Annotated in this window: 27 protein-coding genes; 13 read left to right on the forward strand and 14 right to left on the reverse strand. The window is 65.8% G+C overall.

What is annotated here, in order from left to right; genetic code table 11:
• Positions 1 to 93 precede the first annotated feature (93 nt).
• From ACPPVV_RS19005 to xth, 4 genes are all read right to left on the reverse strand, one after another.
• Entirely contained in the window at positions 94 to 927 is an 834-nt protein-coding gene (locus ACPPVV_RS19005; RefSeq protein WP_426701415.1) for a pirin family protein, read from the reverse strand.
• A 102-nt stretch (positions 928 to 1029) separates the two neighbouring features.
• Positions 1030 to 1776, reverse strand: coding sequence for a DUF4336 domain-containing protein (locus ACPPVV_RS19010; protein ID WP_426701416.1), 747 nt, complete (start codon positions 1774 to 1776; stop codon positions 1030 to 1032).
• A gap of 23 nt (positions 1777 to 1799) precedes the next feature.
• The gene (locus ACPPVV_RS19015) at positions 1800 to 2480 is read right to left on the reverse strand and encodes a YecA family protein (RefSeq protein WP_426701417.1); all 681 of its coding nucleotides are present in this window, start codon (positions 2478 to 2480) and stop codon (positions 1800 to 1802) included.
• Positions 2481 to 3248 (reverse strand): exodeoxyribonuclease III, encoded by a 768-nt coding sequence (xth, locus tag ACPPVV_RS19020; protein ID WP_426701418.1) that lies wholly within the window; start codon positions 3246 to 3248, stop codon positions 2481 to 2483.
• Between the two features lie 301 nt (positions 3249 to 3549).
• Between xth and ACPPVV_RS19025 the strand changes: the two genes are divergently transcribed.
• Positions 3550 to 3759, forward strand: a complete 210-nt coding sequence (locus tag ACPPVV_RS19025; protein WP_007809889.1) for a cold-shock protein — start codon at positions 3550 to 3552, stop codon at positions 3757 to 3759.
• Positions 3760 to 3966: 207 nt separating this feature from the next.
• Here the strand turns inward: ACPPVV_RS19025 and ACPPVV_RS19030 are convergent, their stop codons facing one another.
• Positions 3967 to 6024, reverse strand: a complete 2058-nt coding sequence (locus tag ACPPVV_RS19030) for a M3 family metallopeptidase (RefSeq protein WP_426701419.1) — start codon at positions 6022 to 6024, stop codon at positions 3967 to 3969.
• Between the two features lie 110 nt (positions 6025 to 6134).
• Between ACPPVV_RS19030 and ACPPVV_RS19035 the strand changes: the two genes are divergently transcribed.
• Both ACPPVV_RS19035 and ACPPVV_RS19040 read left to right on the forward strand, forming a co-directional pair.
• Positions 6135 to 7901 (forward strand): patatin-like phospholipase family protein, encoded by a 1767-nt coding sequence (locus ACPPVV_RS19035; RefSeq protein WP_426701420.1) that lies wholly within the window; start codon positions 6135 to 6137, stop codon positions 7899 to 7901.
• Complete coding sequence (locus tag ACPPVV_RS19040) at positions 7898 to 8431, forward strand: gamma carbonic anhydrase family protein (RefSeq protein WP_426701421.1); 534 nt, start codon at positions 7898 to 7900, stop codon at positions 8429 to 8431. Before ACPPVV_RS19035 ends, ACPPVV_RS19040 begins: the two co-directional genes overlap by 4 nt.
• A gap of 44 nt (positions 8432 to 8475) precedes the next feature.
• On the opposite strand, the gene ACPPVV_RS19045 is transcribed toward ACPPVV_RS19040, so the two are convergent.
• The 3 genes from ACPPVV_RS19045 to aroE all read right to left on the reverse strand — a co-directional run bounded on the left by ACPPVV_RS19045 (position 8476) and on the right by aroE (position 10233).
• Positions 8476 to 9027 carry an energy transducer TonB gene (locus ACPPVV_RS19045; RefSeq protein WP_426701422.1) on the reverse strand — a complete coding sequence of 184 codons (552 nt, stop codon included), beginning with the start codon at positions 9025 to 9027 and terminating at the stop codon, positions 8476 to 8478.
• Between the two features lie 112 nt (positions 9028 to 9139).
• Positions 9140 to 9406, reverse strand: a complete 267-nt coding sequence (locus tag ACPPVV_RS19050) for a YkgJ family cysteine cluster protein (protein ID WP_426701423.1) — start codon at positions 9404 to 9406, stop codon at positions 9140 to 9142.
• The gene (gene aroE, locus ACPPVV_RS19055; protein ID WP_426701424.1) at positions 9403 to 10233 is read right to left on the reverse strand and encodes a shikimate dehydrogenase; all 831 of its coding nucleotides are present in this window, start codon (positions 10231 to 10233) and stop codon (positions 9403 to 9405) included. The genes ACPPVV_RS19050 and aroE overlap by 4 nt, the downstream gene beginning before the upstream one ends.
• A gap of 161 nt (positions 10234 to 10394) precedes the next feature.
• On the opposite strand from aroE, the gene ACPPVV_RS19060 reads away from it, so the two are divergent.
• Positions 10395 to 10652 carry a hypothetical protein gene (locus ACPPVV_RS19060; protein ID WP_426701425.1) on the forward strand — a complete coding sequence of 86 codons (258 nt, stop codon included), beginning with the start codon at positions 10395 to 10397 and terminating at the stop codon, positions 10650 to 10652.
• Between the two features lie 48 nt (positions 10653 to 10700).
• On the opposite strand, the gene ACPPVV_RS19065 is transcribed toward ACPPVV_RS19060, so the two are convergent.
• Positions 10701 to 12188 (reverse strand): RimK family protein, encoded by a 1488-nt coding sequence (locus tag ACPPVV_RS19065; protein ID WP_426701426.1) that lies wholly within the window; start codon positions 12186 to 12188, stop codon positions 10701 to 10703.
• A 245-nt stretch (positions 12189 to 12433) separates the two neighbouring features.
• Between ACPPVV_RS19065 and ACPPVV_RS19070 the strand changes: the two genes are divergently transcribed.
• Positions 12434 to 12907 carry a GNAT family N-acetyltransferase gene (locus tag ACPPVV_RS19070; protein ID WP_426701427.1) on the forward strand — a complete coding sequence of 158 codons (474 nt, stop codon included), beginning with the start codon at positions 12434 to 12436 and terminating at the stop codon, positions 12905 to 12907.
• 16 nt (positions 12908 to 12923) lie between these two features.
• On the opposite strand, the gene ACPPVV_RS19075 is transcribed toward ACPPVV_RS19070, so the two are convergent.
• Positions 12924 to 13613: a hypothetical protein gene (locus ACPPVV_RS19075; RefSeq protein WP_426701428.1), complete on the reverse strand. Its 690-nt coding sequence runs from the start codon at positions 13611 to 13613 to the stop codon at positions 12924 to 12926.
• Between the two features lie 120 nt (positions 13614 to 13733).
• Between ACPPVV_RS19075 and lptM the strand changes: the two genes are divergently transcribed.
• The 8 genes from lptM (at position 13734) to rbsK (ending at position 20319) form a co-directional block, all read left to right on the forward strand.
• The gene (gene lptM / locus ACPPVV_RS19080; protein ID WP_426701429.1) at positions 13734 to 13913 is read left to right on the forward strand and encodes an LPS translocon maturation chaperone LptM; all 180 of its coding nucleotides are present in this window, start codon (positions 13734 to 13736) and stop codon (positions 13911 to 13913) included.
• Position 13914: 1 nt separating this feature from the next.
• Entirely contained in the window at positions 13915 to 14763 is an 849-nt protein-coding gene (gene dapF / locus ACPPVV_RS19085; protein ID WP_426701430.1) for a diaminopimelate epimerase, read from the forward strand.
• A gap of 81 nt (positions 14764 to 14844) precedes the next feature.
• The gene (locus ACPPVV_RS19090; RefSeq protein ID WP_426701431.1) at positions 14845 to 15531 is read left to right on the forward strand and encodes a DUF484 family protein; all 687 of its coding nucleotides are present in this window, start codon (positions 14845 to 14847) and stop codon (positions 15529 to 15531) included.
• 7 nt (positions 15532 to 15538) lie between these two features.
• Positions 15539 to 16426 carry a tyrosine recombinase XerC gene (gene xerC / locus ACPPVV_RS19095; RefSeq protein WP_426701432.1) on the forward strand — a complete coding sequence of 296 codons (888 nt, stop codon included), beginning with the start codon at positions 15539 to 15541 and terminating at the stop codon, positions 16424 to 16426.
• Between the two features lie 182 nt (positions 16427 to 16608).
• Positions 16609 to 17187 carry an ATP-dependent protease subunit HslV gene (gene hslV, locus ACPPVV_RS19100; RefSeq protein ID WP_426701433.1) on the forward strand — a complete coding sequence of 193 codons (579 nt, stop codon included), beginning with the start codon at positions 16609 to 16611 and terminating at the stop codon, positions 17185 to 17187.
• 78 nt (positions 17188 to 17265) lie between these two features.
• The gene (gene hslU / locus ACPPVV_RS19105; RefSeq protein ID WP_426701434.1) at positions 17266 to 18603 is read left to right on the forward strand and encodes an ATP-dependent protease ATPase subunit HslU; all 1338 of its coding nucleotides are present in this window, start codon (positions 17266 to 17268) and stop codon (positions 18601 to 18603) included.
• A gap of 27 nt (positions 18604 to 18630) precedes the next feature.
• A complete protein-coding gene (locus ACPPVV_RS19110) occupies positions 18631 to 19260 on the forward strand; it encodes a hypothetical protein (RefSeq protein WP_426701435.1) in 630 nt (209 codons plus the stop codon).
• A gap of 171 nt (positions 19261 to 19431) precedes the next feature.
• Positions 19432 to 20319, forward strand: a complete 888-nt coding sequence (rbsK, locus tag ACPPVV_RS19115; RefSeq protein ID WP_426701436.1) for a ribokinase — start codon at positions 19432 to 19434, stop codon at positions 20317 to 20319.
• A gap of 9 nt (positions 20320 to 20328) precedes the next feature.
• Here the strand turns inward: rbsK and mnmE are convergent, their stop codons facing one another.
• From mnmE to rpmH, 4 genes are all read right to left on the reverse strand, one after another.
• Positions 20329 to 21675: a tRNA uridine-5-carboxymethylaminomethyl(34) synthesis GTPase MnmE gene (gene mnmE, locus ACPPVV_RS19120; protein ID WP_426701437.1), complete on the reverse strand. Its 1347-nt coding sequence runs from the start codon at positions 21673 to 21675 to the stop codon at positions 20329 to 20331.
• A 74-nt stretch (positions 21676 to 21749) separates the two neighbouring features.
• Positions 21750 to 23477: a membrane protein insertase YidC gene (gene yidC, locus ACPPVV_RS19125; protein WP_426701438.1), complete on the reverse strand. Its 1728-nt coding sequence runs from the start codon at positions 23475 to 23477 to the stop codon at positions 21750 to 21752.
• Between the two features lie 64 nt (positions 23478 to 23541).
• Positions 23542 to 23946: a ribonuclease P protein component gene (gene rnpA, locus ACPPVV_RS19130; protein WP_426701439.1), complete on the reverse strand. Its 405-nt coding sequence runs from the start codon at positions 23944 to 23946 to the stop codon at positions 23542 to 23544.
• Between the two features lie 29 nt (positions 23947 to 23975).
• Complete coding sequence (rpmH, locus tag ACPPVV_RS19135) at positions 23976 to 24110, reverse strand: 50S ribosomal protein L34 (RefSeq protein ID WP_007082494.1); 135 nt, start codon at positions 24108 to 24110, stop codon at positions 23976 to 23978.
• Between the last annotated feature and the right edge of the window lie 191 nt (positions 24111 to 24301).

Raw genomic sequence — 24301 nt, forward strand, 5'->3', positions numbered from 1 at the left:
CGCTCGCGGGCAATGCCTTTGCGGTGAGGTCGAGCGCAAAGAATATCGCCCGCGAGCGGGCTCCTACGGTGTTGTCGACCTTGCCGGTTTTCGTCAGAACTTGCCGGCGCGGAAGTCGGCGATCGCTTCGTGGATCTGCTCGGGCGTGTTCATCACGAACGGTCCGTAGCGCGCCACGCGCTCGTTCAACGGCTTGCCGGCAACCACCAGCAGGCGTGAGGGTTTGTCGCCACCGGCCAGCTGCAACTGCTCGCCGTCGGACAGCACGCCGAGTTCGCTGCGTTGCAGTTGCTCGCCACCGACCAGCGCCGATTCGCCTTCGAACACATAGGCGAAGCCGTGGTGGCCGGCGGGCAGGTCCAGGGCCAGTTGCGCACCGGGCTGCAGGCTGATGTCCAGATACACCGGCGCGGTGACGATGCCCTCGACCGGGCCGCTGGCGCCGGCCACTTCACCGGCGATCACTTTCACCTCGACGCCCTCGGCCGGATGCACCACCGGGATGCGTTCCGGCCCGATGTCCTGGTAGCGCGGTGCCGTCATCTTGTCTTTCGCCGGCAGGTTCACCCACAGCTGGAAGCCCCACATCAGGCCGTCCTCCTGCTGCGGCATTTCCGAATGCAGGATGCCGCGGCCGGCGGTCATCCATTGCACGCTGCCCGGCGTGAGATCGCCGCGGTTGCCGTGGTTGTCGCCGTGCTGCATGTGTCCGGCCAGCATGTAGGTGACCGTTTCGAAGCCGCGATGCGGATGTTCCGGAAAGCCCGCGATGTAATCGCCCGCGTCGTCCGAGCGGAACTCATCCAGCAGCAGGAACGGGTCGAGCATGTCCAGGCCGGGCTGGCCGATGAGGCGCTTGAGTTTCACGCCGGCGCCGTCGGACGTGTCGGTGCCGCGGATGCGGCGGGTGATATGGCGATCGCTCATGGCTTGCTCCGGTAATGAGAACTGCCGCCAAGATGGCCTCGTTCGACCGCTTATCCAAGGGCCGGCGCGAGAACGGATTGTTCCAGCGACGCAACGCTGATGTCAGTCGAGCCAGCGAAACGCGCGGGCCAACTCGGCCTCCGCGTTATCCAGGTAGCAGCGGCCGTGGGCGAGGATTACCCGTTGCGGCTGCCACGCCAGCATGCGCGCGAAACATGCACGTGCCTGGGCCTTGCGCCCGGCATAGGTCAGGCGCATGTCCAACGGTGCTTTGCCGTCGGGGTCGATCACGCCGCCGAGTCGCGCCATCCAGCGCATCGCCGTCGGCAGTTTTTCCGCTTCGAAGTTTTCGATCAGGTCGGCCAGGATCAGCGTGGCGCTGGCGCGATGCAGGAACACGATCTCCTGCATCACCCGGCTGCCGCGAAAGCGCAGCTGGTCGATCGTATCGACCCAGTCCGGTGGCGCCGCATCGTCGAGATCCGCATCGAAGGCGACCTCGATGCGCTGGCTGGCGGCGCGCTGGCGAACGCCCGGCGAAGCCCACGTCGTTGCCTGCGGGTAACGCCGCTTCCACGCGGCGATATGCGCGTAGTGCAACAGATTGGGCGAAACCAGGTGACGCACCGGGCCGAGCGCATCGATTGCCGCGAACAACGCCGCGTCCGGCGCGATCGGCGAATGGCACCACAAGCTGGCATCGGCCAGTTGCACCAGGGTCATGCGGGTGGGGAAGGGCGCGCGCAGGCCAAGCGCGGCCATATGCACCAGCGGGCCATCGACGATCCAGATGCCGGCGGCGACCGGCTTGAGCGTATTGAGCGGGGTGTACAGACCAACCTCGGACATGACCGCTCCCTGCACTCGGGGATTCAATGCACCCAGTGGCCGCTGCGCTGACGCGGCGGCGAATTGTCGTCGTCGTCATGGCCCGGACGTTGCTGCAGCACCATCGTTTCCACTTCCGCCTCGGTGGCGGGCTTGGCTTGCCAGTACTGGTTCACGGCACCGAGCACGGCCGGCACCTGCGCCAGGCACTCGTCGTACTCGTCGTCGCTGAGCTTCTCGAACTCGGTGTCGGCGCTGAGGATGCCTTCGTCCACCGCCAGCGCCATCACGGGGCCGAGCAGTTCCATCAGTTGCGGATCTTCGGCCAGCCGGTTTTCCCACAGCGCGGCGCGCAGGTCGATGCCGCGACTGAAACCTTCGCACCAGCCGGCGGCCGACAGCATCGGGCCGGTTTCCGCCTCGATCTCGCCCAGGATCGGCTCGTAGGCGTCGACGTCGAGCTCGGCGCTGATCGAATCGTTGAGCTTGGCCAACAATGCCAGCACGCGGTTGCCTTCGTCCTCGTCGGCGAACGGCTCGTGCAGCACTTCGGGCAACCATTCGTCCGGCAGCACCAGCAGCGGGCCGACCGCCAGTGCGCTGAGCAGGCCGTGCACGCCATCCAGCAGCAGGTCGCCCTCGCCGGTGTGCGCACGCAGGTAGCGATCCAGTTCATCCAGTTCGTTGTCGTCCAGCGAGCTGGGCCATTCGGCTTTTTCAGTCATTCAGATATCCAGTTCCAGCATCACCGGCGTGTGGTCGGAGGGGCGTTCCAGGCGGCGCGGTCCACGGTCGATGGCCGCGGTGGTGGCGGCGGATTTCAGGGCGTCGCTGATCAGGATCAGATCGATGCGCAGGCCCATGTTGCGACGGAACGCGGCCTGCCGGTAGTCCCACCAACTGAAGTGTCCGGCTTCGGGCTCGAACAGCCGGAAGCTGTCGTGCAGGCCGAGATCGGTGATCGCCTTGAGCGCGGCGCGCTCCGGCGGCGAGCACAGGATGTCCTCGCCCCACGCCACCGGATCGTAGACGTCGCGGTCGTCCGGGCAGATGTTGAAATCGCCCAGCACCACCAGGTTTGGATGGCGCTCCTGCTCACGGGCCAGGAACTCGCGCACCTTGGCCAGCCAGTCCAGCTTGTAGGCGTATTTCTCATCACCAACGGCCTTGCCGTTGACCACGTACAGGTCGACCACGCGCAGCTCACCGAGGGTGACGGCAAGGATCCGCCGCTGCGGGTCGTCCAGCCCGGGGATGTCGGTGACGACATCGCTGGCTTCGTCGCGGGCCAGGATCGCCACGCCGTTGTAGGTTTTCTGGCCCGAATACACCGCCCGGTAACCGGCCGCGGCCAGCTCGTCGACCGGAAATTTCGCGTCTTCCAGCTTGGTTTCCTGCAGCGCCACGATGTCCGGTTGCGCGTCGGCCAGCCACTGGGTCAGGTGCGGAAGGCGCACTTTCAGCGAATTGACGTTCCAGGAAGCGATTTTCATCGCGCCATTGTAAGGGAAGCTTTCTCGCGGGTTACCGAAACCGGAGTCGCCCTGGCTGATTTGCGCTGGCGACGCTCCCTCCAGACTGGCCCAAACGGCGCTGTCGTGCGGCCCGGGCGGGGTTTGAAGGCGGCGACGGCAGGGTCTACAGGAATTTCTGCAAAAAACCCACCGAAACTTTGCATTCCGGTGTATGCTGATCGAGCAAGAATCCGAGGTAACTCCGATTTCCTGCTTCTATTGCGGTCAGTTGCATCTCGCTCCAAGCCGCAAATCATCCATGCTTCAAAGGTATTGTTACATGTCGGATCGTCAGAGCGGTACAGTCAAGTGGTTCAACGACGCCAAAGGTTTTGGCTTCATCACCCCGGAAAGCGGTGACGACCTGTTCGTGCATTTCCGCGCGATCCAGGGCACGGGCTTCAAGTCCCTGCAGGAAGGCCAGCGCGTCACGTTCGTCGTCACCAAGGGCCAGAAAGGCCTGCAGGCTGAGGAAGTCCAGGTTGCCTAATTCCTTCGGGAATTGAGCGATCTTGAAAAGCCCGCTTCGGCGGGCTTTTTTTTGTCTGAATTTGATGCGGCCACCGAACCAGGCTTCGCCGTCACGGGACGGCGGCAGCAGGTTCTTCCACGTTAGCCGTGGCACGGCCCACGCTAGCGACCAGCGAAAGGCCTCGCAGGACATCGGGCGCAGGCGTAATGGCACGGGCCCGTGCCATTACGCCAATCCGTGACTGCGCAGCAGCGCGTCCGGTTCCGGTTTCCTGCCGCGGAACGCGATGAAGCTTTCCAGCGCCGGACGGCTGGCGCCGACGGACAGGAATTCGCGACGGAAACGGTCACCGGTGGCGCGGTCGATGACGCTGCCCGTTCCGACGGCGCGTTCCTCGAATTCACCGAATGCATCGGCGCTGAGCAGCTCGGCCCACAGGTAGCTGTAATAACCGGCGGCGTAGCCACCGGCGAAGATGTGGCTGAAACCGTGTGGGAAACGCTGCCATGCCGGCGGATGCAATACCGCGACCTGCTTGCGCACCTGCTCCAGCACGGCCAGCGTGCACGCACCCTGGGCCGGGTCGTATTCCAGGTGCAGCAGGAAATCGAACAGCGCGAATTCCAGCTGGCGCACCAGGAACAGGCCGGCATGGAAATGCCTGGCAGCCAGCATGCGTTCAAACAACTCGTCCGGCAGTCGTTCGCCGGTTTCATGGTGTTTCGCGAACAGGTCCAGCGCCTCGCGGTTCCAGCCGAAGTTCTCCATGAACTGGCTGGGCAGTTCCACGGCATCCCATTCGACGCCGTCGATGCCGCCGATCGAAGGCAGTGCGATCCCGGTCAACAGGTGGTGCAGGCCGTGGCCGAATTCGTGGAAAAGGGTCAGCACGTCGTCATGGGTCAGCAAGGCCGGCTTGCCGGCCGTCGGCGGGGCAAAGTTGCAGGTGAGGAAAGCCACCGGCAATTGCCTCTGATCGCCGTCGTCGAAACGCGCGCGACAGACGTCCATCCATGCGCCGCCACGCTTGCCGTTGCGCGCGTAGAGATCCACGTAAGCACCGGCGAACACGTTGCCATCGGCGTCACGCACGTCGTAATAGCGCACCTGCGGGTCCCACACGTCGATGCCTTCGCGTGGGGAGAGGGTGATGCCGTAGAGTTTTTCGGTGATGCCGAACAAGCCGTCGATCACCGCGGGCAACGGGAAGTATGGCTTCAGTTGTTCCTCGTCGAGTGCGTATTCACGCTGGCGCAGTTTTTCGGAGGCATAGCCGACATCCCAGGGCTCGAGGTTTTCCAGCTGCAGTTCGGCCCGGGCAAATGCGCGCAGCGTGGCCAGCTCCTGCTGCGCCACCGGTTTTGCTCGCGCCGCCAGATCGTGCAGGAACTCCATCACCTCAGTCGGCGAGGCCGCCATCTTGGTGGCCAGCGACTCCTCCGCTGCATTGGTAAAGCCGAGCAGTTGGGCCGCCTCGTGGCGCAACGCCAGGATCTGCTCGATGCGTGCGCTGTTATCGAACTTGCCCGCGTCCGGGCCCTGGTCGGAGGCGCGGGTCTGATAGGCCCAGTACACCCGCTCGCGCAGGCCGCGGTTGTCGGCGTAGCTGAGCACCGCTTGCACGCTGGGCTGTTTCAGGGTGACCAGATAGCCGTCCAGCTGCTGGTCCTCGGCGTACTGATGCAACACCGCGCGGCCGGATTCGGGGATACCGGCGAGATCGCGTTCGTCGGTGATGTGTTCATGCCAGGCTTCGCTGGCGTCGAGCACCGCGTTGGAAAATTCGGTGGAAAGCCTTGAAAGTTCCACCCCGATATCACGGAAGCGTGAGCGCGCCGGCTCTTCCAGTGCCACGCCGGACAACCTGAAATCGCGCAGTGCATGTTCGACCAGCGCGCGTTCGGGTCGAGGCAGGCCGGCGAAGTCCGGTGCATCGGCCAGCGCTTGCACGGCGGCGTACAGCTCGCGGTTCTGGCCGAGCTCGATGGCATGTTCGGTGAGTTTTTCCTCGGCCGGACCATAAACCTTGCGTAGCGCCTCGCTGTCGGCCACCGAATGCAGATGCGAGACCGGCGCCCATGCGCGCGCCAGACGCTGCTCCAGCCGTTCCTGGGTCAGCATCACCGTGGCGAAATCGCGTGGGGCGCCGGGCGCCACCAGCGCGTCGACGCCGACACGATAGTCGGCCAGGATCGTGTCGATCGCTGGTGTGACGTGTTCGGGGCGGATCTGCGAGAACGCCGGCAGGGTATCTTCGGCCAGCAACGGATTGTCTTGGTTCATGGGATCTCCTTGAGGCTGCCAGCGTGGCGACCGCATCGACCGAAATCAAGCGGCACGCACGCGACCGGGTGATGCCGTTTTGTCATGGACGACGCCGTAACCTTGCTGCCATGTCGTTATCGGATGTCACCGAACTGCTGGCCCGCAGCCCGATGTTTGCGCAGCTCGATGCAGCCGCACGTGAAGCGCTGGCCCAGGAACTGGTCTGGCTGGGCTTGCCCGGCGGGCGACCGCTGTTCAAACCCGGCGAACCGGCGGATGCGCTGTACCTGCTGAAAAGCGGCAGCCTCGGCGTGTTCGACGACCGTCAACCCGAGGACGCGGGCGGCTTGATCCGGCTGATCGCCGCCGGTGAATGCGTGGGTGCGACCAGCCTGCTCGGCGGCGAGCGGCGCACCCGCACGGTACGCGCATTGCGTGATTGCGAACTGCTGCGCCTCGATGGCCATGCCTTCGAAGCGGTATTGGCACGCCATCCACACGCAATGCTGGGCGTGGCGCGGATGGCGATCGAACGCCTGCAGCAACGTGATCTCAGTGCGAACGCGACCAGCCTGCCACGCACGTTCGCGATCCTGCCAGTGGACCAAAGCGTGCCGGCGCACGCGCTGGCGATGCAGCTGGGGCAGGTGCTGGAAACCTACGGCAGCTGCGCGGTGATCGACGGTGAACAGGGCGCAAGCCGCAGCAGCGACTGGTTCGCCGAGCGCGAGCGGCAATGGCGCTTCGTGATCTACCTGGACGCCAGCGGCGATCCGCTGTGGCGGCAACGCTGCCTGCGCCAGGCTGACGTGTTGCTGCTGCCGGCGCGGGCTGCACAAGCGGCGCGACCGTGGCCGGACCCGACCCTGCTGGATCCACGGTATACCGGCCACCGCGCGCGTCATCTGATCCTGCTGCACGCCGGCCGCCAGGTCGGGCCGGGCGCGGCGCAACGCTGGCGCGCGCCGTTCAGCGGCGAACTGCATCACCATCACATCTGCAGCAGCGCCGATGTCGCGCGCATGGCGCGGCTGGTCAGCGGCCATGGCCGCGGTTTGGTGCTGGCAGGCGGTGGCGCGCGCGGGTTGGCGCATCTGGGCATGTTGCGGGCGCTGCGCGAGGCCGGCCATGTATTCGACGCGGTCGGCGGTACCAGCATCGGCGCGATCATCGGTGCCGGCGTGGCCAGCGACTGGGAGCTGGACGCGATGACGGAAACGTTCCGCCGCGCATTCGTGCAGGGCCGTCCGCTGTCGGACTGGACCTTGCCGCTGGTGGCGATGACGCGCGGCCGGCGCGCCTCGCTGATGCTGCGGCGGGCGTTCGGCGGACTGCAGATCGAGGACCTCCCGTTGCCGTATTTCTGCGTCTCCACCAGCCTTTCCGGCGGCGGCATGGCGGTGCATCGGCACGGCCCGCTGTGGCTGTGGCTGCGCGCATCCAGCGCGATCCCCGGCGTGCTGCCACCGGTATTGCGTCACGGCCGCGTCCATGTCGACGGCGCCCTGGTCAACAACCTGCCAACCGACGTGATGGCCGGCGACGGCATCGCCCACGTCACGGCGCTGGATATCCGTGCCGACATCGCGCTGCTCACCACCGCCGAGGAGTCGGCCACCCCGCCACTGTGGCGCCTGCTGCTGCAGCGGCGGCAAGACATCCGCCGCCCGGGTCTGGTGTCGACCCTGGTGCGCGCGGGTATGGTCAATGGCGAGACCGCCAGCGAACACCGGCGCAACCGGGCGAACCTGCTGCTCACGCCGCCGCTGGAGCATATCGGCATGCTCGACTGGAAGGACTGGCGGCGCGCCATCGACGCCGGCTACCGGTACACGCTCGATGTGCTCGATGCCCGCGCGCGGGATGCCGCTGCGGCCGTTACCATGGACGAATGAATCCCCTGCGCAGTTTCAAGGGCATCGCGCCCACTCTCGGCCAACGCGTCTATGTCGACCCCGCCGCCAGCGTGATCGGCGACGTGGTGCTCGGCGACGATGTGTCGATCTGGCCCGGCACGGTGCTGCGCGGCGACGTCAACTACATCCGCGTCGGCGCGAAGACCAGCATCCAGGACGGCGCGATCGTGCATGTCGCCCACGCCGGCCCATACGGCCCGGGCTTTGCCTGTCTGATCGGCGAGGGCGTCACCATCGGCCACGCCGCCGTGGTGCATGCGTGCACCCTTGGCGACTACTGCCTGATCGGCATGCATGCCAGCGTGCTCGACGGCGCGGTGGTGATGAAGCACGGCTTCGTCGGTGCAGGCGCCTTGATTCCACCGGGGAAAGTGGTCGGCGAGCGCGAGCTGTGGCTGGGCAACCCGGCGAAATGCGTGCGGCTGCTCAGTGATCGCCAGGTCGAGCAGTTGCATTATTCCGCCGACCACTACGTGCGCCTGAAGGATGCGTACCTGGCCTCGGCCTGATCGAACTGCCACGGTTTCGACCACCGCGGCAGCCGTTTCCCGGATCACGGCGCCGTCGCGTGCGCCTCGTTCGCCTGCTGGATGCGTTCGGCTTCCGCCTCGTGCTGTTTCATCACGATGTTGCGCGCGGCGGAGAGCTTGCCGCCCAGCAGGGCCAGGGTGAAGTTGTTGCTGTCGAACTCGCGCAGCAGGTCGATTTCCCGCCGCGCCTCTTCCAGATTTTTCTGGTTGATGGTGTGCTCGATCTCCGCCGCCGCGCGCGGGAAGGATTCGCGCAACGCATCCTGCGCCGCCCGGTTTTCCGGATCCAGCTGCAGCACGCTGAGGTAAAACTCATACGCATTGCTGCCGGCCGGCGCCACCAGGCGTCCATCATGCATCGCGTCGCGGGCAAGTGCGAACAGGATGCCGGTGCCACTTTGCGAGTCGTCGGCCGCCACCTCCACCGTCGAAGCGGAGGACGCGCCGACATCGTCCAGCGAGGCGTTCGCCGCGGCCTGGCTATACCGGAAGATCCCGGCGGCGCCGACCAGCACGAAAAATGAAACCAGCGCAAGCGCGTATCGCTGCGATACGGCGGGGAGAAGACGGGGCATGACACCTGCTGCGCAAACGGTGGCCGCGCGCAGAAGTGTCCGTCATCGACGTGCTCCCGGCGGATGGCGCCACGTTAGCCCGCTTGTGTTGCAGCTGTGTGGCTGGACCGCATCAACGCGTTGCCGTGGCGATTTCCAGCCGGCTCAGCCAATTCATTGCTTGCGCCCGGTCAGTACCGCACATCGCCGGCTCCGCACGCAGGCTGGCGCAAACGGCGGGGCGTTCGGGGCGCCCGAAGATCGCACAGCGGTTGTCCGCGGTGAGCTGCACGCAGCGCACGCCAGCGGGTTTGCCGTGTGGCATGCCGGGGATGGGCGAACTGATCGACGGCGCGATGCAGCAGGCACCGCAACCGACCCGGCAGGCCGGCGCGGTCATGCGGCGCGCTGGCGCAAGGCGCGATACACCGGTGCGGTGTCAGGGCGCTGGCCATGCCACAACTCGAACGCATCGGCAGCGGTTTCCACCAGCATGCCCAAGCCATCGAACGCGTACCGCGCACCGGCGGTTTTCGCCCAGGCCAGAAAGCTGCCGGCGGCGGCGCCGTAGGACAGGTCGTAACAGAGAGCGCGCGCGCCGACCAGCGAGAACGGCAGCTGCAACGACACACCCAGCACGCCAGCCGAAGTGGCGTTGACGATCAGGTCGTAACTGCCGATGTCGGCGAGATCTTCCCAGTAACGGGTGTGCGCGCGCGCCGGATCGCCGATGGCGTCGGCCAGCACGTCGGCGGACTCGGGCGAGCGGTTGACGATGGTCAGCGTCTCCACACCCGCGTCCAGCAGGCTCCATGCCACGCCGTGCGCGGCGCCGCCAGCGCCGAGCAACAGCGCCGTATGCCCGCGCAGGTCCACGCTGTGCCGTTCGGTGATGTCGCGCAACATGCCGTCGCCGTCGGTATTGTGCGCGGCCAGGCCGCCGCCGGTCAGTGGAGTCAGCACGTTGGCGCTGCCCGCGCGGGTGGCCGCGGCGCTGCGCTGCTCGGCCAGCGCGAACGCGGCGGCCTTGTGCGGAAGCGTGACGTTTGCGCCGCGTCCACCGTCGGCAAAGAAGCGCTCGACGGCCCCGGCGAATTCAGCCGGCGTCGCGTCGATGGTGCGGTACTCGAGTGCGATGCCGAACTGCTGCGCAAACGCGCGATGAATCTGCGGCGACAGGCTGTGGCCGATGGGATGGCCAAACACGGCGAACTGAGCGGTTTGCATGGGGATTCCCGGAAGGTTGCTGGCGCTCATTCTACGGAGGAGCCCGCAGCTGGGCGATGCTTTTGCCCCGTTGCCAGGAAAAGCCATCACGCCGTCGCGTCGCAATCGCTGAGATGGACACCGCCCAGGCTGCCGTTGTCATCTACCGAACGGATACCGTCATGCGCGCACCAGTCCTGCCTTCCCCGCACCATCAACGCCTGCTCGGCGCCACCGTATTGTGGCTGGTAGGCGGCGGCATCCTGCTGTTGACCACGCTGGTGCCGGCGCACACCGACGCCTTGGGCTGGACGCCGGCGTTCTGGCTGCTTGGCGCACCGTGGGTCGTGCTGCTGGCGCTGGAACCGACGCTGCCGCGGCAGCTGTTGGCGCTGTTCCGTCCGCGGCGACGCCTGGCCCGCAGCGCGATCTGGCACTAGGGAACAGGGCGACTGTTTTTCAGCGAGCAGGCAGGCACGGCACCTCGGTCAATGCGCCGTGCCGCCCTGCCGTTTGCGTTCCATGCGCCGCAGGAATTCGCGCATGACGCGCAGGTACAGCTCGTCGCCGAGGTGGGCGTCCTCCACGCCGGCGTCGATCGACGGGTTGTCGTTGACTTCGATCACTACCGGTTTGCTGTCGACCTGCTTCAGGTCGACTCCGTAGAGACCGTCGCCGATCGGCTGGGTGGCCTTGAGCGCCAGCTTGACCACCTCGGCCGGTGCATCTTTCACCGCGATGGTTTCGAAGCCGCCGGACTTCGCCGTGCCCTTGGCGCCGTGGTTGTAGATCTGCCAGTGCCCGCGCGACATGTAGTACTTGCATGCGTACAGCGGTTCGCGGTTGAGCACGCCGATGCGCCAGTCGAATTCGGTGTAGACGTATTCCTGCGCCAGCAGCAGTGCGCTGTGCTGGAACAGGCTGCTGGCCGCCTGCGCCAGCGCCGCTTCGTCCTCCACCTTGACCACGCCGCGCGAGAACGAGCCATCGGGAATTTTCAACACCAGCGGAAAGCCGAGCTTGGCGACGACCTCCTTCATGCCCTTGCTGTCGTCGCGGTAGAGGATTTCTGTACGAGGGACCGCCAGCTTGCGCGAAACCATCAGGTCGTTGAGGAAGATCTTGTTGGTGCAGCGCAGGATCGAGCTGGGGTCATCGATCACCACCATGCCTTCCTTCTCCGCGCGATGGGCGAAACGGTAGGTGTGGTTGTCGGACGCGGTGGTCTCGCGGATGAACAGGCCATCGTATTCGGCCAGGCGCTGGTAGTCGTTCTTGCCGATCGGATCGACCTCGATGCCGAGTTCCTTGCCGGCGGCGACAAACGCCTTCAGCGCCTTCTTGTTCGACGGCGGCATCTGCTCGGCCGGATCGACCAGCATCGCGATGTCGTAGCGAAACTGCTTGCGCGCGCGCGGCTTGCGCCACAGCTTGCGCGAGAAGCGGTCGAGCTCTTCGGCGAACGCGTCTTCCTGCGCGTCGTCCAGCGTATGCAGGCCGACTGGCTTGATCGAACTGACCTGCCACACGCGATCGCGCTCGAACTCGATCCGCAGCAGCGGGCAGGGGAACATTTCAAATACCTGGCGGGCCAGATCCTGCAACGCGGGATAAGCCGTTTCGCCGAAGTACACCAGAATGCCGAAATCGGTGGTGTCGCGTCCGCCGGCCGGCAGGAAATGGGTCAGCTTGGCGTTCAGGTCCTCGATGTCGAGGCCGTACAGTGAACGTCGACGCAGGTCGTTCACGGTGCGCACCGACGGCATCACCCGATGCGCGCGCGCCTCCGCCAGCAGCGAGACGTAGTAACCGGTGCCCAGGTATTTGTAGCTGCGGCAGAGGTTCAGTACGTGGGTGCGTTCGTCGTCGGTGTCGACCGGTTTGCGCAGGTAATCCATTGCGCTCATGACGTCGACGGACGGGTAGTACGAACCCCAGTCGGAGGCTTTTTCGACAACGATGACCAGACGGGTCATGACACCACTCGGGCGATGCGGTTACGGCGGAGATGCCCGGGGGCGGGCGGCTGGACAGCGCAAGGCGCGCAGTTTGGCACAGGCCCGGCGTCGCACAAGGGAAAGCGCTGAAGGCCGAATAAACGGGATGGACGCGTGCCGAAATCACGCTCGTCGCGCGGTCCCGGCTGTTAGAGTCCGCGCCAGCCATTCTCGCTGCCACATGATCGAGGCGCGCCTGCCGCGCCGGAAGGAACCTGCCATCCATGCATCCACGTCCAGCCAGCGCCAGCGTGCGCGTGCGCCGCGCCGAATCATCCGACCTCGATGATCTGGTCGCGCTGGAGGAACGCACGTTCGACAGCGACCGACTGAGTCGTGCGCAATACCGCCGACACCTGGACAGCGATTCCGCCCAGGTACTGGTTGCCAGCGCGAATCACCGGCGTTTCCTCGGCACCGCCGTGCTGTTTTTCCGCAAGGGCAGTGGTGTGGCGCGGCTGTATTCGCTGGCGACCCAGCCCGAAGCGCGTGGCAAGGGCGTCGGTTCGGCCCTGCTGGAAACCGCCGCCCAGGTTGCCGGCCGTCGCGGCTGTCGCGCCCTGAGGTTGGAGGTGCGGCTCGACAACGCGGTGGCGATCAGTCTGTACGAACGGCTGGGATTCCTGCGCATCGGCCGGTATCGACGGTATTACCAGGACGGCGCGGATGCGTGGCGCTACGAGAAAGCGCTGGCCTGAGTCCGACGACGGTCCGTCAGCCGCCCAGCGGCTGCCCGATGCGGCGCTCGGTGGCCTCGTCCGGCCGCGCCACCAGTGCGCCGGTGCGCATCAGGCTGACGCTGTAGTGACCCTGGTCGACCAGCGGCAGGAACGCGCCACTGCCGTAAACGGTGTCCACCTCCGGCAACCATTGCGGATAGCGTTTGCTGAGGCTGAGCAGGTCGAATGCACCGGCTTCGCCAAAGCTGATCACCGTGCGCGGCGCTTCGGCTTCCTGCGCGGCATCGTCGTAGCGGCCGGACAGGCGGTCGAGCCGGTACAGCGGCGGCACGCCGGCCAACAGCGCGGGCAGCTTCCATTTCAGCACGATCGCCTCGACACGCCAGTCGTCACCGGTCAGCTGGACCTGTCGCGTGCTGCCATCGGGCCACGTCAAGGTGATCGCCCAGCGCTGCGGCGACAGGATCCGCGCATCGATGTCCACCACCGGCGCCTCCTCGCCGAGCAACCGGTAGCCACTCAAGGCGTAACCGGTGCCGGCCAGCAACAACGTCAACGCGAAGCAGACCAGGCACAGCAGCGCACGCCAGCTGGCAGCCAACCCGCGCCCGCTGTGCAGGCGCTGGCGCAGCGCCACCAACTGGACCAGCGTGATCAACAGGAAGATCACCGCCAGCACCAGCAGCACCGTCATCGGCATGCGCAACAGGGCACTCCAGTCCATCATGTGGCTCCTCGCGGCATCGGCGTGCCATTGATGCCCGCATCATAGCGGGCGCTGGCCCGATGCTGCGGGCGCTGCGTCGCGCATCGCTATACTGCGGAAGTCCACAGGAAACCCGCCATGCATCGATCCATCATGCTGTTGCCGTTCTGTCTTGTCGTCGCCACGCTTGCCGGCTGCGGCAACAAGGGCCCGCTGGTGCTGCCGCCGACCCGGCCGGCGCCGGCAACCACCGCGCCGGTTCCAGTGCTTCCCGCCGTTGCCGCCAGCAGCGCCATGCCGGCGGCGGTCCAGCCCTGACATGCCGCTGCACTTCTGGAAGATGCACGGCATCGGCAACGATTTTGTCGTGCTGGATTGCCGCCAGCGTGCGTTTTCGCTGGATGCGTTCGAGATCCGCGCGCTGGCCGATCGCCATACCGGCGTGGGTTTCGACCAGCTGCTGAGCATCGAGCCGGCGCGTGATCCGGCCTGCGCGTTCTACTACGGCATCTGGAACGGCGACGGTTCACCGTCAGGCCAGTGCGGCAATGGCGTGCGTTGCGTGGCGGCGTGGCTGCACCGCGCCGGCGCGTTGGCATTGAACGATGACATCCTGATCGAAAGCCCATCCGGTCCGGTGACGGTGCGCCTGATCGCGCCCGGCGACGTCATCGTGGACATGGGCGAACCGGTCTTCGAACCGGCACGGATACCCTTCGTCGCGGATGAACCGGCGAACCGCTACGACATCGATGTGAATGGCGACGCGCTGGTCATCGGTGCCGTCTCGATGGGCAACCCCCATGCGGTGATGGTGGTGCAGGACCTGGCCGACCCTGATCTGCAGCGGCTCGGTCCACTGTTGTCCAGCCATGAGCGTTTTGCGCAAAGCGCCAACGCCGGTTTCGTGCAGCCGGTCGATCGCGGTCATCTGCGCTTGCGTGTGCACGAGCGCGGTGCCGGCTGGACGCTGGCCTGTGGCACCGGCGCCTGCGCCGCAATGGCCGTGCTGCATCAACGCGGCGAGGTCGACGACCATGTGCGGGTGGACCTGCCCGGCGGCAGCTTGCAGATCGACTGGGCCGGCCCCGGCCACTCGCTGTGGATGACGGGCCCGGCGGCGTTCTCGTTCGAGGGCGACTGGCCGGTTTCCAGCCGCGGCGGTTGAAGCGCGACCGCGTCCATCGCACACTCCAGATGGACGGCACGCACCTCCGCACGCCCCGCAACGGTCCGAGGACATCCGCGCATGAACGCAACCCTGCTCGACGACGCCACCCAAGCCCGCGTGGTCGCCGCCTATCTGAAGCGCCATCCGGAATTCCTCAGCGAATATCCCGACCTGGCCGCGAAACTCACCATGCCGCGCGAGCAGGGTGCGGTGTCGTCACTGGCGGTGTACCAGCTGCAAAGCCTGCGCGACAAGAATGCCGAACTGGAGCGGCGGCTGGCCGAGCTGATCGGCATCGCCGCCGAAAACGAGAAGCTGATGGAGCGCGTGCATGCGCTCACCGTGGCGCTGCTGCGGGCGAACACGATGGAGGTCACCGCACGCACGGTGATCGCCAGGCTCAGCGCGGATTTCCACACCGAACAGGTGCGCCTGCTGCTGTTCGGTGACGAGCCGCGGCTGCCGCGCGCCGACTGGCTGCAGCAGATCGCCGGCGGCGCCGACGCGCTGCCGGAATTTTCCGAATTCCTGCACAAGAACGAGCCGGTTTCCGGTCGCCTGTCCGCCGAGAAGCTGCAACGCCTGTTCGGCGCCGAGTCGGAAGAGATCCGTTCGGTCGCGATGATGCGGCTGGGCGACTGCGGCATCCTGGCCATCGGCAGCGCTGATCCGGACCGCTTCCAGCCCGGCATGGGCACGCTGTTCCTGAAGATGATCTCGGCCACCATCACCGCCGCGCTGGCCCGCTCGCGGGATGTTTCGTGAGCCGGTAATGGCACCCGAACAACAGGTCGAGCGCTGGCTCGGCCGTCTCGCCGACGAGCGCCACGCTTCGCCACACACCGTTGCCGGCTATCGCCGCGACCTGGCCAAGCTGTTGCGATTCATGCAGGAACAACAGGTGGATTCGTTCGGTTCACTGGACGCCAACCGGATGCGCACGTTCATCGCCAATGAACATCGCGCCGGGCTCGCGCCGAAGAGCCTGCAACGCCTGCTGTCGTCCTGCCGCAGCCTGTTCCGCCAGCTCAACCGCGAAGGCCAGCTCGACAACGATCCCCTGCTTGGCGTGCGCGGCCCCAAGGTACGCCGCAAGCTGCCGCAAGTGCTCGACGTGGACGAGGCCAGCGCGCTGGTGGAAACCGACAGCGGCGGCAAACTCGCCGCGCGCGATCGCGCGATGCTGGAATTGTTCTATTCCAGCGGCTTGCGCCTGTCCGAGCTGGTCGGCCTGCGCTGGCTCGACCTGAGTCTGGACGACGGCGAGGTGCGCGTGCTCGGCAAGGGCAGCAAGACCCGCATCGTGCCGGTGGGCCGGCACGCCATCGCGGCACTGCGTGTGCTTGGCGCCGAAGAAGGCATGCAGGCCGACAGCCCGATCTTCCGCGGTCGCGGCGGCGCGCCGATCCATCCGCGCACGGTGCAATTGCGCATGAACAAGCTGGCGCTGCAGCAAGGCATCCCGAAACACATCCATCCGCATCTGCTGCGCCACACCTTCGCCAGCCACATGCTGGAATCCTCCGGCGACCTGCGCGCGGTGCAGGAACTGCTCGGCCACGCCGACATCGCCACCACCCAGATCTATACCCACCTGGATTTTCAGCACCTGGCCAGGGTCTACGACGCGGCGCACCCAAGGGCGAAACGCAAGCCGTGACGCTTTGCTCCCTCCCCAGCTCGCAGGGAGAGTCGGGGAGGGGTTCGCCCTTGATCTTCAAGTCAAAAGCCCTACTCCCTCCCAGCCTCCCCTGCTTGGAGGGGGAGCAAGCGCTCCAACGTTGAAGCGCCACCCCCACGACCCCACTTCATCCATTCAAACATTTTCTTTGCGGAGCCCCCATGGAATCGTTTCACGCCACCACCATCGTCTGCGTGCGGCGCGAAGGCCGCGTCGTCATCGGCAGCGATGGCCAGGTCACGCTGGGCAACACCGTGATGAAGGGCAATGCGCGCAAGGTGCGCCGCCTCGGCAAGACAGCTGAAGTCGTGGCCGGTTTCGCTGGCGCCACCGCCGATGCGTTCACCCTGTTCGAGCTGTTTGAGCAGAAGCTCGAAAAGCACAACAACAACCTCACCCGCGCCGCCGTGGAAATGGCCAAGGAATGGCGCACCGATCGCCGCTTCGGCAAGCTCGAGGCGATGCTGGCGGTGGCCGACAAGGAGGTGTCACTGCTGATCTCCGGCAATGGCGACGTGGTGGAACCCGAACACGGCCTGATCGCGATCGGTTCAGGCGGCCCGTTCGCGCAATCCGCGGCAATGGCGCTGCTGGAAAACACCGAACTGGATGCACGCACCATCGTCGAGAAGGCGCTGAAGATCGCCGGCGACATCTGCATCTACACCAATCACAACATTTCCATCGAAGAGTTGCTCATCGATGGACGGGATTCGAGAAACGGGATTCGAGATTCGTAAGAGCCTCGCCTTCCGACGTCGCCGCAGTCCATAGCTTTTCCAAATCCCCAATCCCGTCTCCCAAATCCCGGCCTTACCATGTCCGAACTCACTCCTCGCGAAATCGTCAACGAACTCGATCGCTACATCATCGGCCAGCACGACGCCAAGCGCGCCGTGGCGGTGGCGTTGCGCAGTCGCTGGCGGCGCATGCAGCTGGCGCCGGAGATGCGCAACGAGATCACCCCGAAGAACATCCTGATGATCGGGCCTACCGGGGTCGGCAAGACCGAGATCGCGCGGCGCCTCGCCACGCTGGCCAATGCGCCGTTCGTGAAGGTCGAGGCGACCAAGTTCACCGAGGTCGGCTATGTCGGCAAGGATGTCGAGTCGATCATCCGCGACCTGGCCGACGTGGCCTACAAACTGACCCGCGAGCAGGCGGCCAAACGCGTGCGCACGCAGGCCGAGGATCGCGCCGAGGATCGCATCCTCGACGCCCTGCTGCCGCGCCGGCAGCAGCCGACCGACTGGAGCCACGACGCGCCCGCACCGGCCATCGAGAACGATACCCGCCAGAAGCTGCGCAAGCAGCTGCGCGAAGGCGCGTTGGACGAGCGCGAGATCGAGCTGGATTTCGCCATGAACGTGGGCGTGGAAATCATGTCGCCGCCCGGCATGGAGGAAATGGGCGCCCAGCTGCGCCAGATGTTCCAGAACATCGGCGGCGCCAAGACGCAGAGCCGCAAGCTGGCGATCAAGCTGGCCCGTCCGCTGCTGATCGACGAGGAAGCCGGCAAGCTGCTCAATGACGAGGAGGTCCGCGCCCAGGCGATGGAGTCGGCCGAGCAGAACGGCATCGTGTTCATCGACGAGATCGACAAAGTCGCCCAGCGCGGCGATCACGGCCACGCCGGGGTCAGCCGCGAAGGCGTGCAGCGCGATCTGCTGCCGCTGGTGGAGGGCTCCACCGTGTCGACCAAGTACGGTCCGATCAAGACCGACCACATGCTGTTCATCGCTTCCGGCGCGTTCTCGCTGGCCAAGCCGTCCGACCTGATCCCGGAACTGCAGGGCCGCTTGCCGATCCGGGTCGAGCTGTCCGCGCTCAGCGTGGACGACTTCAAGCGGATCCTGCGCGAGCCGCACAACGCCCTGACCAAGCAATACGTGGCCCTGCTCGGCACCGAGGGCGTCACCATCGAATTCACCGACTCCGGCGTCGATCGGCTGGCCGAAGTGGCGTTCCAGGTAAACGAGCGCACCGAGAACATCGGCGCGCGCCGGCTGCATACCGTGATGGAGCGCCTGCTGGAGAAAATTTCCTTCGAGGCGGCGGACAAATCCGGCGAAAAATACTGCATCGACGCCGAACAGGTAGATAAAAACCTGGGCAGCCTGGTCCAGAACGAAGATCTCAGCCGCTACATCCTGTAAACAAGCCGGTCAGGCCGGTCTGCTAAAATGGACCCCGTGAGCAACATTATTGAACTGAAAAACACCGGCCAGCGTGCCCAGCTGCGCGAAGCGCAGCAGAAGCAAACCCTGGTACGGTTGTGGCGCGAAGAGCTCGAGCACGGCAGCTTCTGCGGTTACGTGGGCGGCGTCGGGCGCGAATTCTTTCTATTGTGGGTAGTCGGCGACGGCATCACCTACGATGGCATGTACGTGATGCGCCACCGCGACATCTCCGAGCTGGAGGTGCCCGACAAGCACCATGCCTTCTTCGAGAAGGCACTGGCGTTGAAGCACATCCTGCCGCGCCCGCCGCGCGGTTTCCCGCTGGACAACATCCGCGAAGTCATCCAGGCCGCCGGCGCCCAGGCACCGGTCATCGGCGTGCACGTGGACAGCGAGGACGAAGCCGAGGTCTGTTACATCGGCCGGCTGGTCGACGTCGAGGAAGACGGCTTCAACATGCAGGAGCTCAGCCCCGACGCGGAATGGATGCGCGAAGCCTCGTTCTTCTCGTGGGACGAAGTCTCCACCGTCAGCATCGAGGACAGCTACGCGCAATCCCTGCTCGCCGTGGCCGGTCCCGCGCCGGATCTGCTGCCCGGTGACAGCGGCGTCGGCCGCGCGCCATCCCCCTGACCGTTGAATGCTGCAACGCCTCAGGCGTTGCTCGGGGCAGGGCTCGTCTTGTGGGAGCGGCTTCACCCGCGACGCTTCTCGTGAAAAACCGTCGCGGCTGAAGCCGCTCCCGCAAAGCCACAACGGTTAAGCTCTCGCCTACATCGGGAACCCGGCGCAGGGGCGCAATAGATGACACGCATCGTCGTGGTCGGCAGTATCAACATGGATCTGGTGACCCAGGCGCCGCGTTTCGTCGGCCCCGGCGAAACCATCCTCGGCGAGCGCTTCCTCACCGTGCCCGGCGGCAAGGGTGCCAACCAGGCCGTGGCCGCGGCACGACTGGGCGCCGAGGTAGCACTGGTCGGCGCCATCGGCGATGACGGCTTCGGCCAACAGTTGCACGGCGGCCTGGCGGTCGAGAACATCAACCTCGATCATCTCGTCAGACTCAACGACAGCGCCAGCGGCACCGCCTCGATCACGGTCGCCGACGGCGAGAACCAGATCATCGTGGTGCCCGCCGCGAACGACTGCGTCACGCCCGCCCACGTCGAGCACGCACAATCGCTGATCGCCCGCGCCGACGCGGTGCTGGTGCAGATGGAAATTCCGCTGGAAACGGTCGAAGCCACCGTCCGCCTCGGCCACCGCCTTGGCGTGCCAGTGATCCTCAATCCCGCGCCCGCAAGAGCGTTGCCCGCCGAATGGTTGAAGCTGGCCCGCTACGTCACCCCGAACCAGCACGAACTTGCCATCCTGCTCGGCGCCGATCCCGCCGAAGATTTCCGCAACCTGATGCGACTCGCGCCGGCTCCCGTCGTGCTGACCCGCGGTGCCGAAGGCGCGTGGTATCGCGAACAGGGCGAGCCAGCGCACCAGGCCGGCTTCAACGTCGATGTCGTGGACAGCACCGGCGCCGGTGACACCTTCAACGCCGCGCTGGCGGTGTTTCTCCACGAAGGCCTGGCCACGGCGGTGCGCAAGGCTTGTGCTGCCGCCGCGTTGTCGGTCGGCAAGCTCGGCGCGCAAGCCGGCATGCCGACCCTGTCTGAAGTCGAAGACTTGCTCGCACGGTAGTGTGTTGGCTCATTTGCCGATGCAGAACGAGCCAAAGATGGCGCCGAGCAGGTCGTCGCTGGTGTAGCTGCCGGTAATTTCGCCCAGAGCATGCTGGCCCAGGCGCAGTTCTTCGGCGGCAAGCTCACCGGCGTGGCGAGTGGCGAGGACGTCGGCGGCGTGGTCGAGATGGATGGCGACCTGTTGCAGCGCGAGCACATGGCGGCGGCGCGCGCTGAAGGCGCCTTCGCCGCTGCCGGCGCCGGCCAGTTGTTTGAGGTGTTCGCGCAACGCCTCGAGACCGACGCCTGTTTTCACCGACGCCCATAGCCAGGTCAGGCCGTCACGCGACTCGCCATGCGCCGTCGCGCGATCGAGATCGATCTTGTTGATCAACACCAGCCGTTCGACGTTCACCGGCAGTCCGGCGAGCAGAAGCAGATCGTCCTGCACGTGCGAAGCGTCGGTCACCAGCAGCGCCACATCGGCACGGGCCAGTTCGCCATGGGCGCGGCGTACGCCTTCGCGCTCGACCTCGTCGTCGGTGTCGCGCAGGCCGGCGGTGTCGGCCAGTTCCAGCGCGATGCCGTCGAGGCTCAGGCTTTCGCGCAGCACATCGCGGGTGGTGCCGGCGACTGCGTTGACGATGGCGCGGTCGCTGCCGGCCAGCGCATTGAGCAGGCTGGACTTGCCGGCATTGGGGCGGCCGATGATGGCGACGCGCAAGCCGTCGTTGAGCCGCAGGCCGCGTTGCGTTTCGCGCAGCAGTTCGGCCAGTTCGCTGCGTACGGCTTGCAAGCGCAGGCCAATGGCCGGGTCGGCGAGAAAGTCGATTTCCTCTTCGGGAAAGTCGATCGCCGCCTCGATGTGCACGCGCAAGGTGATCAACGATTGCAGCACTACCTCGACCTTGCGCGAGAACACCCCTTCCATCGATTTGAGCGCGGCGCGTGCGCCGGCCTGCGAGCGCGCGGCGATCAGGTCGGCGACGGCTTCGGCCTGGACCAGGTCGAGCTTGCCGTTGAGGAAGGCGCGTTCGGTGAATTCACCCGCCCGCGCCAGCCGCGCGCCGAGTTCGCAGCAACGACGCAGCAACCCGTCGAGCAGCACCGCGCTGCCGTGGCCTTGCAGTTCCAGCACGGGTTCGCCGGTGTAGGAGGCGGGAGCCGGGAAGTACAGCAGCAGACCGCGATCGATCAACTCGCCGGCACCGTCGCGGAAGGCGGCGAAATGGGCGTGACGCGATCGTGGCTCTCGACCGAACAACGCCTGCGCGATCGATGGCACCGCCGGCCCGGATACACGGACCACGCCCACGCCGGCAGCTCCGGACGCGCTGGCGATCGCGGCGATCGTATCGGTGGTGTGCTCGGTCATGACCCTGGACTCTAAACGAAGTCAGCCGCGACGGTTGCCCGGTCGCGGCTGACGGATGCGCATGTGGATCAGGCTCAGGCGGCCTTGACCATGTCCTGCTCGCGATCGATGTGATGGGTGACCCACCACTGCTGACCCAGACCGACCAGGCCATTGACCGCGTAGTACAGGCACAGGCCGGCGGGGAAGAAGGCGAACATCACCGTGAACAGCAACGGCATCACCTTCATCATCTTTGCCTGGGCCGGATCCATGCCGGCGGCGACCGGGTTCAGCCATTGCGTGCCCAGCATCACCAGCGCGTAGATGATCGGCAGGATGTAGAACGGGTCGGGCGCGCTGAGGTCGGGGATCCACAGGAACGCCGCGTGGCGCAATTCCAGGCTGTACTCGAGCACGTAGAACAGGCCATAGAACACCGGCATGGTGATCAGTACCGGCAGGCAACCTCCCATCGGATTGACCTTCTCCTTCTTGTACAGCTCCATGGTGGCTTGCTGCATCTTCTGCTTGTCGTCGCCATAGCGCTCTTTCAATGCCTGGATGCGCGGCTGCAGCTTGCGCATCTTGGCGCTGGAGCGGTACTGCATCGCCGTCAGCTTCCAGGTCAGGCCCTTGATCGCCAACACCAGCAGGATGATCGCCAGGCCCCAGTTCTTGGTGATCCCATGGAAGAACGACAGCACCGCGTGCATCGGCACGGCGATGATCTTGAACATACCGTAATCGATGGTCAGGTTCAGCCCCGGCGCGATCGCGTCCAGCGTGCCCTGCACATTCGGGCCCAGGTACAGGCGCGACGGCGTATCGACGCTCTTGCCGGGCGCCACGCTGAAGGAGGGCCCGACCGCGCGGATCAGATAGCGCGGATGCGCGCTATCCGGGTTGATCGTCTGGGTGACGTAATGATCGGTCTGGTCGGTGGGTGGAATCCACGCGGCGAAGAAGTACAGCCGCAGCATCGCGGCCCAGCCGCCCTTGATCTGACCGTCCAGCGCGTCTTTCTTTTCGCTGAAATCCTTGAACGGCAGCTTCTCGAACTTCTCGCCGGTATACCAGGCGGCGCCCTGGAAGCTGCGCGATTCCGGATTTATGTAGCCTTTCAGCCAGCTCGATGGTTTCGGCGGCTCGACGCGCAGCAATTGCTGATAGGCGTTGCCCTGCCACGTCTGCGCGCTACCGTTGTCGATGCGCTGGTTCACCCCGATCACGTAACTGCCGCGCTTGAAGCTGTAGATCTTGGTGACCTTGAGGCCGGCGGCATCCTGCCAGGTCAGTTCGATATCCAGGGTGTCCTGGCCCTTGGCCAACGTGTAGGAGCTCTTCGCACTCTGGAACATCGCCTGGTGATTCGGCTGATCCTGCGGCGCGATATCGCTGCTGCTGACCAGGCCATTCTGCGCCACGAAGTAATGGGACTCGTCGCTGGCGAGCAGCACGGTCGGCGGCGGATTCGGGGCCTTGTGCGTGCGCGGCGCCTGCGGATAACCCAACAGGTCGGCCCGTACCACGCTGCCACCGCGGGTGTCGACCTCCAGATGCAGGAGGTCGGTGTCGATGGTGACCAGCTGCGAAACAGCCGGCGTCGCTGGCGCATGCGTGCCGTCGGCAGCGATCGCCGGCGTCGCCTCGGAAGTCGATGCCGACGGGATGGCGCCCGGCACGCTGCCGTCGGCCGCAGTACTGGAAGCGCTGGCGACCGTAGCTTGCGGCTGCGGGGCGTAGTCCTTTTCCCAGGCCACGAAAAGCAGGTAGGCCACAGCCAGCATGGCGAACATGAGGAAGGTGCGCGTTTGATTCATCGCGTAACAAATCCGGGTAACGCCACGACACGTACCAACGCCGCGGAGACAAAAAGGGAAAAGGTCAACGCACGATTGTGGTGGTGTCGTCAGCCCGCTTCAATGGTTCGGACGTTGCTGACCGGCCGGCCAGCAACTTTTTCCACAAGCCATCGATCTCGGCCAGCAACTGCGGACCGGGCACGCCGGACGCCTGTTCGCGCGCCATGACCATCAGGTCGACCGGCGGCAGCTGGTGCCGCACGCGCCGGAACGATTCGCGCAGCAACCGCTTGATCCGGTTGCGTTCCACGGCACGCTTGGAGACGCGCTTGGAAATCGCCAGGCCGAGCCGGGCATGGCCCAGTTCGTTGTCCCGATAGCGCATATGAAAACAGCGGCCGCCTGCGCGTCCGCTGCTTGTCCGCAAGGCGGCAAAGTCACCGGGCCGACGTAGCCGCGCATCGCGCGGCAGCCCGGCGGTAGACATCGCTCTCGCCCCCGCTACCGGATCGGTGTTTACGGGATCAGGCGCTTGCGGCCCTTGGCGCGACGGGCGTTGATGATCTTGCGACCGTCGGCGGTGGCCATACGGGCACGGAAACCGTGCGTGCGAGCGCGCTTGAGCTTGCTGGGCTGGAAGGTCCGCTTCATGGCTTACTCCGAAGGGAATGTGGATAAAAAGGTTGGAAAGTATGTCGGGTATTTGCCACCACTGTCAAATGATGCTTGACAGCGACCTGTGGATACCCTTGTGGATATCTGGGCGGCGACGCCGCGGAGGCTGCTGCTAGACTAGCCCATTCCCGGCGCGCAAGCGCTTCAAGCTGTGGCTGATTTTATTC

The sequence above is a fragment of the Rhodanobacter sp. Col0626 genome (assembly GCF_049994385.1).
Lineage (GTDB): Bacteria > Pseudomonadota > Gammaproteobacteria > Xanthomonadales > Rhodanobacteraceae > Rhodanobacter.

What these genes read in the sequence shown, in the direction of transcription:
- mnmE (WP_426701437.1), bottom strand. Translation starts at nt 21,675, where the DNA reads ATGACCGAGCACACCACCGATACGATCGCCGCGATCGCCAGCGCGTCC.
- ACPPVV_RS19075 (WP_426701428.1), bottom strand. Translation starts at nt 13,613, where the DNA reads ATGGACTGGAGTGCCCTGTTGCGCATGCCGATGACGGTGCTGCTGGTG.
- dapF (WP_426701430.1), top strand. Translation starts at nt 13,915, where the DNA reads ATGCCGCTGCACTTCTGGAAGATGCACGGCATCGGCAACGATTTTGTC.
- ACPPVV_RS19040 (WP_426701421.1), top strand. Translation starts at nt 7,898, where the DNA reads ATGAATCCCCTGCGCAGTTTCAAGGGCATCGCGCCCACTCTCGGCCAA.
- ACPPVV_RS19030 (WP_426701419.1), bottom strand. Translation starts at nt 6,024, where the DNA reads ATGAACCAAGACAATCCGTTGCTGGCCGAAGATACCCTGCCGGCGTTC.
- hslV (WP_426701433.1), top strand. Translation starts at nt 16,609, where the DNA reads ATGGAATCGTTTCACGCCACCACCATCGTCTGCGTGCGGCGCGAAGGC.
- ACPPVV_RS19070 (WP_426701427.1), top strand. Translation starts at nt 12,434, where the DNA reads ATGCATCCACGTCCAGCCAGCGCCAGCGTGCGCGTGCGCCGCGCCGAA.
- ACPPVV_RS19035 (WP_426701420.1), top strand. Translation starts at nt 6,135, where the DNA reads ATGTCGTTATCGGATGTCACCGAACTGCTGGCCCGCAGCCCGATGTTT.
- ACPPVV_RS19060 (WP_426701425.1), top strand. Translation starts at nt 10,395, where the DNA reads ATGCGCGCACCAGTCCTGCCTTCCCCGCACCATCAACGCCTGCTCGGC.
- rnpA (WP_426701439.1), bottom strand. Translation starts at nt 23,946, where the DNA reads ATGTCTACCGCCGGGCTGCCGCGCGATGCGCGGCTACGTCGGCCCGGT.
- ACPPVV_RS19005 (WP_426701415.1), bottom strand. Translation starts at nt 927, where the DNA reads ATGAGCGATCGCCATATCACCCGCCGCATCCGCGGCACCGACACGTCC.
- hslU (WP_426701434.1), top strand. Translation starts at nt 17,266, where the DNA reads ATGTCCGAACTCACTCCTCGCGAAATCGTCAACGAACTCGATCGCTAC.
- ACPPVV_RS19010 (WP_426701416.1), bottom strand. Translation starts at nt 1,776, where the DNA reads ATGTCCGAGGTTGGTCTGTACACCCCGCTCAATACGCTCAAGCCGGTC.
- ACPPVV_RS19050 (WP_426701423.1), bottom strand. Translation starts at nt 9,406, where the DNA reads ATGACCGCGCCGGCCTGCCGGGTCGGTTGCGGTGCCTGCTGCATCGCG.
- xerC (WP_426701432.1), top strand. Translation starts at nt 15,539, where the DNA reads ATGGCACCCGAACAACAGGTCGAGCGCTGGCTCGGCCGTCTCGCCGAC.
- xth (WP_426701418.1), bottom strand. Translation starts at nt 3,248, where the DNA reads ATGAAAATCGCTTCCTGGAACGTCAATTCGCTGAAAGTGCGCCTTCCG.
- aroE (WP_426701424.1), bottom strand. Translation starts at nt 10,233, where the DNA reads ATGCAAACCGCTCAGTTCGCCGTGTTTGGCCATCCCATCGGCCACAGC.
- rbsK (WP_426701436.1), top strand. Translation starts at nt 19,432, where the DNA reads ATGACACGCATCGTCGTGGTCGGCAGTATCAACATGGATCTGGTGACC.
- ACPPVV_RS19110 (WP_426701435.1), top strand. Translation starts at nt 18,631, where the DNA reads ATGGACCCCGTGAGCAACATTATTGAACTGAAAAACACCGGCCAGCGT.
- ACPPVV_RS19065 (WP_426701426.1), bottom strand. Translation starts at nt 12,188, where the DNA reads ATGACCCGTCTGGTCATCGTTGTCGAAAAAGCCTCCGACTGGGGTTCG.
- rpmH (WP_007082494.1), bottom strand. Translation starts at nt 24,110, where the DNA reads ATGAAGCGGACCTTCCAGCCCAGCAAGCTCAAGCGCGCTCGCACGCAC.
- lptM (WP_426701429.1), top strand. Translation starts at nt 13,734, where the DNA reads ATGCATCGATCCATCATGCTGTTGCCGTTCTGTCTTGTCGTCGCCACG.
- ACPPVV_RS19090 (WP_426701431.1), top strand. Translation starts at nt 14,845, where the DNA reads ATGAACGCAACCCTGCTCGACGACGCCACCCAAGCCCGCGTGGTCGCC.
- yidC (WP_426701438.1), bottom strand. Translation starts at nt 23,477, where the DNA reads ATGAATCAAACGCGCACCTTCCTCATGTTCGCCATGCTGGCTGTGGCC.
- ACPPVV_RS19025 (WP_007809889.1), top strand. Translation starts at nt 3,550, where the DNA reads ATGTCGGATCGTCAGAGCGGTACAGTCAAGTGGTTCAACGACGCCAAA.
- ACPPVV_RS19015 (WP_426701417.1), bottom strand. Translation starts at nt 2,480, where the DNA reads ATGACTGAAAAAGCCGAATGGCCCAGCTCGCTGGACGACAACGAACTG.
- ACPPVV_RS19045 (WP_426701422.1), bottom strand. Translation starts at nt 9,027, where the DNA reads ATGCCCCGTCTTCTCCCCGCCGTATCGCAGCGATACGCGCTTGCGCTG.